This window comes from Paracoccus sp. (in: a-proteobacteria) (genome assembly GCF_046462195.1).
Lineage (GTDB): Bacteria > Pseudomonadota > Alphaproteobacteria > Rhodobacterales > Rhodobacteraceae > Paracoccus.
The window spans coordinates 1-10,286 of record NZ_JBKGUN010000274.1 but is presented as its reverse complement, the minus strand read 5'-3'; the positions used below and the strand labels follow the sequence as shown (position 1 = coordinate 10,286).

Annotated in this window: 10 protein-coding genes and 1 pseudogene; 7 read left to right on the top strand and 4 right to left on the bottom strand. The window is 64.0% G+C overall.

Annotated elements, in window-relative coordinates; genetic code table 11:
• The 3 genes and pseudogenes from ACLHHB_RS16550 to ACLHHB_RS16540 all read left to right on the top strand — a co-directional run.
• Positions 1-209: pseudogene (locus ACLHHB_RS16550) on the top strand (pantothenate kinase); the annotation flags it as partial.
• Positions 202-1,878 carry a ribonuclease J gene (locus tag ACLHHB_RS16545; protein ID WP_410219381.1) on the top strand — a complete coding sequence of 559 codons (1,677 nt, stop codon included), beginning with the start codon at positions 202-204 and terminating at the stop codon, positions 1,876-1,878. The pseudogene ACLHHB_RS16550 and the gene ACLHHB_RS16545, both read left to right, overlap by 8 nt.
• 186 nt (positions 1,879-2,064) lie before the next feature.
• Positions 2,065-2,772: a tRNA (guanine(46)-N(7))-methyltransferase TrmB gene (locus ACLHHB_RS16540; RefSeq protein WP_410219380.1), complete on the top strand. Its 708-nt coding sequence runs from the start codon at positions 2,065-2,067 to the stop codon at positions 2,770-2,772.
• 32 nt (positions 2,773-2,804) lie between these two features.
• Here ACLHHB_RS16540 and glmS read toward each other — a convergent pair whose 3' ends face one another.
• Together glmS and glmU are read right to left on the bottom strand one after the other, a co-directional pair.
• The gene (gene glmS, locus ACLHHB_RS16535; protein ID WP_410219379.1) at positions 2,805-4,622 is read right to left on the bottom strand and encodes a glutamine--fructose-6-phosphate transaminase (isomerizing); all 1,818 of its coding nucleotides are present in this window, start codon (positions 4,620-4,622) and stop codon (positions 2,805-2,807) included.
• Positions 4,622-5,965, bottom strand: coding sequence for a bifunctional UDP-N-acetylglucosamine diphosphorylase/glucosamine-1-phosphate N-acetyltransferase GlmU (gene glmU, locus ACLHHB_RS16530; RefSeq protein ID WP_410219382.1), 1,344 nt, complete (start codon positions 5,963-5,965; stop codon positions 4,622-4,624). The genes glmS and glmU overlap by 1 nt, the downstream gene beginning before the upstream one ends.
• Positions 5,966-6,080: 115 nt before the next feature.
• Here glmU and ACLHHB_RS16525 point away from each other — a divergent pair, with 115 nt between their 5' ends.
• Positions 6,081-6,755, top strand: a complete 675-nt coding sequence (locus ACLHHB_RS16525; protein ID WP_410219378.1) for an HAD-IA family hydrolase — start codon at positions 6,081-6,083, stop codon at positions 6,753-6,755.
• 40 nt (positions 6,756-6,795) lie between these two features.
• Here ACLHHB_RS16525 and bfr read toward each other — a convergent pair whose 3' ends face one another.
• A complete protein-coding gene (gene bfr, locus ACLHHB_RS16520; protein ID WP_410219377.1) occupies positions 6,796-7,281 on the bottom strand; it encodes a bacterioferritin in 486 nt (161 codons plus the stop codon).
• Positions 7,229-7,522, bottom strand: a complete 294-nt coding sequence (locus ACLHHB_RS16515) for a bacterioferritin-associated ferredoxin (protein WP_410219376.1) — start codon at positions 7,520-7,522, stop codon at positions 7,229-7,231. Before ACLHHB_RS16515 ends, bfr begins: the two co-directional genes overlap by 53 nt.
• A 118-nt stretch (positions 7,523-7,640) precedes the next feature.
• On the opposite strand from ACLHHB_RS16515, the gene queA reads away from it, so the two are divergent.
• The 3 genes from queA to ACLHHB_RS16500 form a co-directional block, all read left to right on the top strand.
• Positions 7,641-8,687, top strand: a complete 1,047-nt coding sequence (gene queA / locus ACLHHB_RS16510; RefSeq protein ID WP_410219375.1) for a tRNA preQ1(34) S-adenosylmethionine ribosyltransferase-isomerase QueA — start codon at positions 7,641-7,643, stop codon at positions 8,685-8,687.
• An 81-nt stretch (positions 8,688-8,768) separates the two neighbouring features.
• A complete protein-coding gene (locus ACLHHB_RS16505; RefSeq protein ID WP_410219374.1) occupies positions 8,769-10,019 on the top strand; it encodes an MFS transporter in 1,251 nt (416 codons plus the stop codon).
• Positions 10,020-10,092: 73 nt separating this feature from the next.
• Positions 10,093-10,286: FAD-dependent oxidoreductase (locus tag ACLHHB_RS16500; RefSeq protein WP_410219373.1), on the top strand; the 194-nt coding region annotated here is incomplete at its 3' end.

Below are 10,286 nucleotides of genomic sequence, written 5' to 3'. Positions count from 1 at the left end.
GCGTGTTCTGGGGGTATGTCGGTCTGGTCGACGGTATCGTGGACAAGATCCGCGCCGAGCGCGACCGACCGATGAAAGTGATTGCCACCGGCGGGCTTGCGCCGTTGTTCGATCAGGGGTTTGACCTGTTCGATGCGATAGAAGACGATCTGACGATGCACGGGTTGCGTCTGATTCACGATTACAACAAGGAGATGGGCAATGGCTGAGCGCCTGATCTATCTGCCGCTGGGCGGCGCGGGCGAAATCGGCATGAATGCCTATGTTTATGGCTATGGTGCGCCTGGCAAGGAACGGCTGATCCTGGTCGATCTGGGGGTGACCTTTGGCGACATGGACGCCAGCCCTGGCATCGACCTCATCATGCCCGACATCACCTGGCTGGAGCAGAACCGCCACCGGCTGGAGGCGATCTTCGTCACCCACGGGCACGAGGACCATATCGGCGCCCTCGGCCACCTGTGGAGCCGTCTGGACGTGCCGATCCATGCGCGCCGCTTTACCGGCACCCTGATCCGGCTGAAGATGGAAGAGCATGGTCTTCCGGCCGAAGCGGTCAATATCACCGAGGTTCGCCCGGCCGTGACGCAGGCGGGACCGTTCTCGGTCCAGTTCGTGCCGATCAGCCATTCGATCCCTGAAAGCTCGGCGCTGATCATCGATACGCCGGCAGGACGCATCGTGCATACGGGCGACTTCAAGATGGACGTGACGCCCGTCGTGGGCGATGCCTTTGACCCGATCGGCCTGTCCGAGATCGCGGCCGAAGGCGATGGCGTCAAGGTCCTGGCTTGCGACAGCACCAACATCTTTTCGACCCATCCCGGCCGGTCCGAGGCCTTGCTGGCGACACCCATCCTGGAATGGGTCGTGGCACAGCCGAACATGGTCGTGGCCACGACATTCGCCAGCAACATCGCCCGCCTGAAGACGCTGGCCGATGCGGCACGCGCCTCGGGGCGCAAGATCTGCCTGCTGGGCCGCGCGATGCGGCGCATGGTCAGCGTGGGCTTTGACAGCGGTATCCTGACGGATTTCCCGGACACGATCGGCCCCGAAGAGGCCGCCAAGCTGCCCCGCAACAAGGTCATGCTTCTGGTTACCGGCAGCCAGGGCGAACGCCGTGCTGCCAGCGCGCAGCTGTCGCGCGGACGCTACCTGGGCCTGTCGCTGCAGGAGGGCGACAGTTTCCTCTTCAGCTCGAAGACCATCCCGGGCAATGAACGGTCGGTCGGCCGCATCATGAACGCCCTGAGCGAGGCGGGCGTCGAGGTATATGATGCCGATGACGGTCTGTTCCACGTTTCGGGCCATGCCAACCGTCCGGACATCGAGGCGATGCACGATTTGCTCAAGCCGCGCACGGTGATCCCGATGCATGGCGAGCATCTGCACCTGCGCGAACATGCGTTGCTGGCCCGCGCCAAGGGCATGTCGGCTGAGATCGTGACCAATGGCACGATGCTGGACCTGACCGGCGACCGTGCGAAGGTGGTCGATCATGTGGAGACGGGGCGGCTCTACCTTGACGGCAACCAGCTGATCGGAGCCATGGATGGCGTCGTCCGCGACCGCATCCGCCTGGCGCTGAACGGGCATGCCATGGTCAGCGTGATCGTGGACGAGGATGACAACGTTCTTCCCGATGCCTGGGTCGAGGTCATGGGCCTGTCCGAACGGACCCGCAGTGGCGGCGAACTGCCCCGCCAGATCGAGGCCGAACTGTCCGAATTCCTCGAGCGCGCCGATGCCCGAACGGTTCGCGATGATGGCAAGATGGACGAGGCGATCCGCAAGATCACCCGTCAGGTGACGATGGAAGAGATCGGCAAGAAGCCCGAAGTGACGGTGATCATAAGCCGCCTGATGGCCGACTGATCCACGTCCACACCGCAGAGCCTGCAAGGGGGTACCGTGTCCCTTTGCAGCATCAAAGACGGTCCATCCGGCGAGCGGACGGCGAGGCTTTTTGGCAGATCAAGCGTCCGGCAAGGCTCAGGGTCCATGCGCGTCGTCCGATCGACGGGGCTTGAATTCGCTAGCCGCTTGCGGCAAGGCCCGCGCATGAGCGACACATCCGATTTCGATCCCAATCCGCCCCGCAGGAACTTCTATGGTCGGCGCCACGGCAAGACCCTGCGCCAGAGCCAGAAGGGCTACCTTTCCGAGGATCTGGGGGATTTGCGTCCGCGCGGCATCACGGTTCAGGACAACCCCGACCGGTCGATGATCGATCCGCAGACCTTCTTTGGGGACAGCCGGCCCCTCTGGCTGGAGGTGGGCTTCGGCGGGGGCGAGCACATGGTCCACATGGCCAAGACCTATCCCGACATCGGGGTCATTGGCTGCGAGCCGTTCATCAACGGTGTCGCCATGCTGCTGGGCAAGATCCGTGCAGCGGGCGTCAGCAACGTCAGCGTCCATCCGGGCGATGCCCGCGACCTGATGGACGTGCTGCCCGATGCCAGCATCGAGCGGGCCTTTCTGATGTATCCCGATCCCTGGCCCAAGGCGCGCCATCATCGCCGCCGCTTCGTCACGCCCGAGCATCTCTTGCCGCTGGCGCGTGTCATGCGGCCCGGGGGTGAGTTCAGGGTCGCCAGCGACATTCCCGACTATATCCGCCAGACCCGGGAAGAGGTGCCGCCTGCCGGGTTCGAGATGGTGGCGGATACGGATCAGCCTTGGGAGGATTGGATCAGCACCCGGTACGAGCAGAAGGCCCTGCGCGAGGCCCGGGTTCCGCACTACGTCACCTTCTGCCGCCGTTGATCAGAAAAGCCCGCCGATCCGGCGGGCTTTCGTCATTCGACGGTTACGGACTTCGCGAGGTTCCGGGGCTGATCGACATCGGTGCCCTTGGCCACGGCAGTATGATAGGCAAGATACTGCATTGGTACGGCGTAAAGGATCGGCTGAAAGACGCCTCCACCTTGGGGCAGCGTCAGATGCGCCGTCACGCCTTCGCCTGCCGCAGCAATGCCCGCCGCGTCCGAGATCAGCAGGATCCGGCCATGGCGTGCCATCACCTCCTGCATGTTCGAGATGGTCTTGTCGAACAGCGCGTCGTGGGGCGCCAGCACCACCACCGGCACATCGCCGTCGATCAGGGCGATGGGACCATGCTTCAGTTCACCCGAAGCATACCCTTCGGCATGGATATAGCTGAGTTCCTTCAGCTTCAGGGCCCCTTCCAGCGCCACCGGATAAAGCGCGCCGCGGCCGAGGTACAGGACATCGCGCGCCTGTGCCAGCCATTCCGCCTGCAGTCGGCAATCATCGGACATGGCCAAGGCCTGCGACAGCAGGGCAGGAATGGCGCGCAGGTCGCGCAGATGGGCAGCCAGCGCCGTGTCGTCGATCCGACCCCGATCATGCGCCGCCTTGAGGGCCAGAACGCCCAAGACCGCCAACTGGCAGGTGAAAGCCTTGGACGAGGCCACGCTGACTTCGATTCCCGCCAGCGTGGGCAAGGCCGTATCGCTGTCACGCGCGATGGCCGAGGTACCGACATTCACGAGACCCACCGTGCGCGCCACCTTGCCGCGCGCGTAATGCAGGGCCGCCAGGGTATCGGCGGTTTCGCCCGACTGGCTGACAGCGACGAACAGGCTGCCCGGCGACAAGGGCGGCTCGCGATAGCGGAACTCTGATGCCACATCGATGTCGCATGGCAGGCCGGCCAGCTGCTCGAACCAGTATTTGGCGACATGACCTGCCAGATGCGCCGTGCCGCAGCCCACCAGCGCGATCCGGTCGATGGCGGCGAAGTCCAGGCCTTCTGGCAGGATGATCCGGTCGCCTTTCACATAATGGTTCAGCACATCGCCGATCACCACCGGCTGTTCAGCGATTTCCTTGGCCATGAAGTGGCGATGACCGCCACGGTCGATCACGGTCGCGCCCACATCGATGCGGGCCGTGGGGCGGTGGACCTGATGCCCCTGGACGTCCCAGACCTGCACACCGGCACGTGTCAGGACCGCATGATCGCCGTCTTCCAGATAGGTGATCTGGTCGGTGAAGGGTGCCAGCGCCACTGCATCCGATCCCAGATACATTTCGCCCGTGCCATGACCGATGGCCAGCGGACTGCCCCGCCGGGCGGCGATCATCAGGTCGCCCTCGCCCTCGAAGAGAAAGGCCAGCGCAAAGGCGCCCTGCAGCCGTGCCAGCGTCGCGCGTGCGGCCTCCAGGGGTGGCAAGCCCTGGTCCAGATGTCGCGCGGTCCACAGGGCCACGGTCTCGGTATCGGTCTGCGACTCGGCGGCGATCCCCAGTGCGGCCAATTCGGCCCGCAGGTCGCGGAAGTTTTCAATGATGCCGTTGTGAACGACCGCGACCCGGCCCGAACGATGCGGATGGGCATTCACCTCGGTTGCGGCGCCATGGGTGGCCCAGCGCGTGTGTCCGATGCCGGCATGGCCGGGCAGGGGGTGATGGACCAGCCTGTCACTGAGGTTCATCAGCTTGCCGACCGCGCGGCGCCGGTCCAGCTGCCCCGAGGCGTCGACGGTGGCCACGCCCGCACTGTCATAACCCCGATATTCCAGCCGCTTCAGCGCGTCGACCAGCAGTGGCGAGACTTCGTGGCTGCCCAGAATTCCGATGATGCCGCACATCAGCGCATTCCCTTCTTCATCCGCAGGGCGGCCATCAGGCGGATGGCAAGTCCCGGCTTTGTCACCTGGCGTGCCCGGCCGATGGCCAGTGCGCCGTCGGGGACATCTTCGGTGATGGTGCTGCCCGAGCCGGTCATCGCGTCCGCGCCCACCCGAACGGGTGCCACCAGCATCGTGTCGCTGCCGATGAAGGCGCGGGGTCCGATTTCGGTGCGATGCTTCATCACGCCGTCATAGTTGCAGGTGATGGTGCCTGCGCCGATATTCGTCTGCTCGCCCACATGGGCGTCGCCCAGATAAGTCAGGTGACCAACTTTGACGCCCTCGTCCAGGACCGCGTTCTTGATCTCGACAAAATTGCCGACATGAACGTCCCCACCCAGTTCCGCACCCGGCCGCAGCCGGGCAAAGGGACCAACAGTCGCACCCGCGCTGACATGGCACCCTTCCAGATGGCAGAAGGGCAGGATCTCGGCGCCCGATTCGATGGTGACGCCCGGTCCGAAGACGACGTTCGGGCCGATGATCGCATCGCGGCCAATGACGGTGTCCAGCGCGAACCAAGTGCTTCCGGGGTCGGTCAGCGTCACGCCCTCTTCCAGGGCGAAGGCGCGGGCCCGGACCTGGAAGGCAGCCTCGGCTGCGGCAAGTTCAGCACGGGTGTTGATGCCCAGCGTCTCGGATTCGTCACAGATGACCACATCGGCCTGCCGGTCGTCCGCCCGCGCCAGTGCCACAAGGTCCGTCAGGTAGTATTCGCCAGAGGCATTGTTGTTGGACAGTTGGACGATCAACTGGCGCAACAGATCCGCATCCAGCGCCATGACACCCGAATTGCACAGCGTGAGGGCGCGTGTCTCCTCGTCGGCGTCCTTGTATTCGACGATCCGCTCCAGTCCTTGTCCGCTGACGACCAGCCGGCCATAGCGCCCCGGATCGGCCGCCTCGAAACCCAGAACCACCAGATCGGCATTGTGACTGGCCAAGGCTTCAAGCGTCTCCTGTCCTATGAAAGGCGTGTCGCCATAAAGGATGATCACGCGCCCTTCGAACCCTTCCAGAACAGGCAGGGCCTGCCGGACGGCGTGGCCGGTGCCCAGTTGTTCGGCCTGCAGAACAGTCGCGGCCTCCGGGTCCAGCCTGGTGACGGCTCGGGCAACAGCCTCGGCTCCGTGACCAGTCACGACCACGATCTGCTCTGGCTCCAGCCGGCGCGCGGCGGCCATGGCATGACCCACCAGGGGCACCCCGCCAAGCCGGTGCAGGACCTTGGGCAGGTCGGACTGCATCCGGCTGCCTTGCCCCGCGGCCAGAACAACAACCGCCACCGAATTCTCGACCATGCCCACCCTCATCGCGTGTTTGCTTTTGTTGTCAGGCGTTCTAAGCGGGGACGGTGGCGCTGGAAAGCCCAAGCGCATTCACCTTTGTTTTCTGTTCGTTTCGGAAGGACGTGGCATGGCGGGAACGGTGGTCTTTGATCTGGACGGAACGCTGGCCGACACATCCGGCGATCTGGTAGCGGCGGCCAACGCCTGCTTTCGGGCGCGGGGTCTGGGCGACCTGCTGGACCCGGTGGCCGATTCCCTGATCGCCTTCCACGGGGGGCGTGCCATGCTGCGTGCCGGATACGGGCGGATGGATCGGGAAATGCTGCTGCCCCCTGGTGCCGAGGACGAGGATTACGATCAGCTGCTGGCGCATTACGGTGCCGCCATTGCCGTTCACACAAGGCTGTATCCGGGGGTGGAAGCGGCGTTGGACCGTCTGGCTCAGGCAGGGCACCGGCTGGCGGTCTGCACCAACAAGCCAAAAGCCCTGGCTGAAACGCTGCTGGGTGAACTGGCGATCCGGGACCGCTTTGCCGCCGTGATCGGCGCGGATACCTTGCCGGTCCGCAAACCCGATCCTCGCCCTTATCAGGCCGCGGTCGAAGGGGCGGGTGGAACGGTCGCACGCTCTTTTCTGGTTGGTGATACCGAAACCGACCGCAAGACTGCGGCGGCTGCAGGCGTCAGGGTGGCCTTGATCAGCTTTGGCCCTGAAGGAGAGGCGATCTCCCGGCTGGCGCCCGAGGCGCTGCTGGCGCATTTCGACGAACTTCCTGACCTTGCCGATCGCTGGCTGGCCTGAGCGGAGGTGGGAAAGGGACCGAACAGGTCCCTTTCCAAGTTTATTCGGCCTCGTCTGCCGGATTGGCGTTGAGCTGGCCATAGTTCTGGGCGCCGATCGTCTCGTAAAGGCCGATCTGCGTTTCGAGAAAGTCGATATGCCCTTCCTCGTCCTGGATCAGTTCCTCAAACAGGATCTTGCTGGCATAATCGCCGACGCTGTCGCAGTGATCGCGCGCTTCGATGTAGAGGGTGCGGGCGTCATGCTCGGCGGCCAGATCGGATTCCAAGGTTTCGCGCAGGTTCTGGCCGATTCGCAGCGGGTCGAGGCGCTGCAGGTTCGGATGGCCTTCCAGGAAGATGATGCGCTGGATCAGCTTGTCGGCGTGATGCATCTCTTCGATGGATTCTTCGCGCGACTTCTTGGCAATACGACCGAATCCCCAGTCTTCCTGCAGGCGATAGTGCAGCCAGTACTGGCTGACGGCCGTCAGTTCAGAGCGCAGTGCGGCGTTGAGATAGTCGATGACCTTGGCGTCGCCCTTCATGGGTGGCATCCTTCTTGCTGTCTGTTCTGGCCCGCAAAATCGGCGGAGCGACGCCCAGCTTATCGCAGGCGCGCATGGTGTCCAGAAAGAGCGGCATGCAGCCGCCGCAATCGGCGCGTTTTCCCAAGGCGTGATAGATCTTGCCCGGCGTGATGATCGTCTGCGGGTCGGCGCTGCGCATCCAGTCGATGGCGGCGTGAATGTCGTGATCCGAGATCTGCGTGCAGTGGCAAACGATCATGGCAAGCTCCTGTTGCCGGCAAACTGACCGAATTTGTCGGGCTTGTAAAGTCTGACGGATTCGCTTTGAATTCACGGATGCTTGACGCGGCAGGGGCCGGCGGCGCAAAAGCCGGCGCATGAAACTGTCAGATTTCGACTTTGACCTTCCTGCGCATCTGATCGCGACGCGTCCTGCGCGTCCACGCAGTTCGGCCCGTCTGCTGCTGGCGCAGGGCGATGCGATGGAGGACCGGCGGGTCAGCGATCTGCCGCAGATCCTGCGGCCGGGTGACGTGCTGGTCCTGAACGATACTAAGGTCATTCCTGCGCGGCTGACCGGGACGCGCAGCCGATCGACGCCGCAGGGCGACGCCGTAGCCCGTATCGAGGTGACGCTGCTGGAACCGGCGGCGGAAGGGTGGACGGCCCTTGCCAAGCCCATGCGCAAGCTGCGGCCGGGTGAGAGGATCCGCTTTGGGGAGAGCCTTTCGGCCGAGGTAGCCGAGATGACCGAAACCGGCCTGCGGCTTGTGTTCGACACCACGGGCGAGGCCTTTGACGCGGCGTTAGCAGAGGTCGGTGCGATGCCGCTGCCGCCTTACATCGCCTCGCTGAGGGCGCCGGACGCGCAGGACCGGCAGGATTACCAGACGGTCTGGGCCGCCCGCCAAGGCGCGGTTGCCGCCCCCACGGCCAGCCTCCATTTCGACGCGCCCTTGCTGGACGCCCTGCAAGCACGAGGTGTCGAGTTCGTGCATGTCACCCTGCATGTCGGCGCCGGAACCTTTCTGCCGGTCAAGGTCGAGGATGTGACCACGCACCGCATGCATGCCGAATGGGGCGAGGTCAGTGCCACCGCTGCCGACGCGATCACACGCGCCAAGGCCGAGGGGCGGCGCATCATCCCCGTGGGCACCACCGCCCTGCGCCTGATCGAATCGGCCGCAACTGCCGATGGCGAATTGGCGCCCTTTCAGGGCACGACCGACATCTTCATCTATCCTGGGCATCACTTCCGGGTGACCGACGGGCTGATGACGAATTTCCACCTGCCGAAATCCACTCTGATGATGCTGGTCTCGGCCCTCATGGGCCCCGAGAAAATCAAGGCCATCTATGGACATGCCATTGCAGACGGGTATCGTTTCTTCAGTTATGGGGACGCGTCGCTGCTGATCCCATGACGTCGCCTTCAGGCTGGCATCCTGCCGGCCCTGACATTAGGCAGTGGCTCTTGATCTTGCCACGGACGAACGGGACCCACGATGATTTCGGTGCTGCGCACGACTTGGCCTCTGCTTCTGGGCATTCTGCTGCTGATGGTCGGAAACGGGATGCAAGGCACTTTGCTGGGCATCCGTGGAGGGATCGAAGGGATTCCGACCTTCCAGATGTCCGTCGTCATGGCGGGCTATTACGGGGGCTTCCTGCTGGGCAGCCTGCTGGTACCGGACCTGATCAAGAATGTGGGCCATGTGCGCGTCTTTGCGGCGCTGGGCTCGCTGATCTCGGCGGCGCTGGTTCTGTTCGCGATCGAACCGCACTGGATCACCTGGACAGGACTGCGCTTTTTGGTCGGCTTCTGTTTCTGCGGCGTTTATGTCACTGCGGAAAGCTGGCTGAACGCAGGTTCGACCAACGAGAACCGTGGGCAGGCCTTGTCGGCCTACATGATCGTGCAGCTGTTCGGGATCGTGGTGGCGCAGGCGCTGTTGAACACAAGTGACCCGGCAGGGTTCCTGCTGTTCGTCATCGCCTCGGTGCTGGTGTCGCTGGCCTTCACGCCGATCCTGTTGACCGCGCAGCCCGCCCCGCAGTTCGAAACCATCAAGCGGATGTCCTTTGCGCAGCTTTACCGGGCCTCGCCGCTGGGCTGTGTCGGCATCTTTCTGATGGGAGGCGTCCTGGCGGCACTGTCGGGCATGTCTTCGGTGTGGGGGGCCTTGGTGGGCCTGTCAGTGGCACAGATTTCCGGCTTTGTTGCCGGGGTTTATGCGGGCGGACTGGTGCTTCAATATCCGATCGGCTGGATCTCGGACCGGTACGACCGGCGCAAGCTGGTGCTGATCCTGGCGGCGCTGGGGCTGGTTTGCGGCATTGTCGTGATCGTCATGCAGCCGGGAACCTGGGGTCTGATCGCGGCAGGCGCAATCATGGGGGGCGTGGCCAACCCGATCTATGCGCTGCTTCTGGCCTACACCAACGATTATCTGGATCAGTCCGACATGGCCTCGGCTTCGGCGGGCCTGTTGTTCATCTTCGGCATCGGCAGCATGGGCGGTCCGATCATCACGGGCTGGCTGATGGACATCGTGGGGCCGGACGGGTTCTGGATCTACATGGGAACGCTGATGGCGCTGCTGGCGGCCTATGCGGGCTGGCGCACGACCCGCCGCCGAGGCCTGACCCCCGACGAACAAGGCAGCTTTGCAGTGATCACCACGAATGCAACCCCTCTGGCGGTCGAAGCGGTTCTGGACGAGGCGCAGTCGGACGGCACCCAGCCCGCGCAATAGGGTTGGGAGCGCGCCTTGCCGCCCTTGGGCAAATGGTTTAACGCTGAACTATTCTTGATCAGCGGGGGACTTGATGGCCCAGAATTTTGACATGGTGGTGATTGGCGCCGGACCTGGCGGCTATGTCGCCGCGATCCGGGGTGCGCAGCTGGGGCTGAAGGTGGCCTGTATCGAGCGCGAGCATTTGGGCGGCATTTGCCTGAACTGGGGATGCATTCCGACCAAGGCCCTGCTGCGCAGCGCCGAAGTCTATCACCTGATGCACCG

What these genes read in the sequence shown, in the direction of transcription:
- ACLHHB_RS16515 (WP_410219376.1), bottom strand. Translation starts at nt 7,522, where the DNA reads ATGATCGTTTGCCACTGCACGCAGATCTCGGATCACGACATTCACGCC.
- glmS (WP_410219379.1), bottom strand. Translation starts at nt 4,622, where the DNA reads ATGTGCGGCATCATCGGAATTCTGGGCAGCCACGAAGTCTCGCCACTG.
- ACLHHB_RS16540 (WP_410219380.1), top strand. Translation starts at nt 2,065, where the DNA reads ATGAGCGACACATCCGATTTCGATCCCAATCCGCCCCGCAGGAACTTC.
- ACLHHB_RS16505 (WP_410219374.1), top strand. Translation starts at nt 8,769, where the DNA reads ATGATTTCGGTGCTGCGCACGACTTGGCCTCTGCTTCTGGGCATTCTG.
- glmU (WP_410219382.1), bottom strand. Translation starts at nt 5,965, where the DNA reads ATGGTCGAGAATTCGGTGGCGGTTGTTGTTCTGGCCGCGGGGCAAGGC.
- ACLHHB_RS16545 (WP_410219381.1), top strand. Translation starts at nt 202, where the DNA reads ATGGCTGAGCGCCTGATCTATCTGCCGCTGGGCGGCGCGGGCGAAATC.
- queA (WP_410219375.1), top strand. Translation starts at nt 7,641, where the DNA reads ATGAAACTGTCAGATTTCGACTTTGACCTTCCTGCGCATCTGATCGCG.
- ACLHHB_RS16525 (WP_410219378.1), top strand. Translation starts at nt 6,081, where the DNA reads ATGGCGGGAACGGTGGTCTTTGATCTGGACGGAACGCTGGCCGACACA.
- bfr (WP_410219377.1), bottom strand. Translation starts at nt 7,281, where the DNA reads ATGAAGGGCGACGCCAAGGTCATCGACTATCTCAACGCCGCACTGCGC.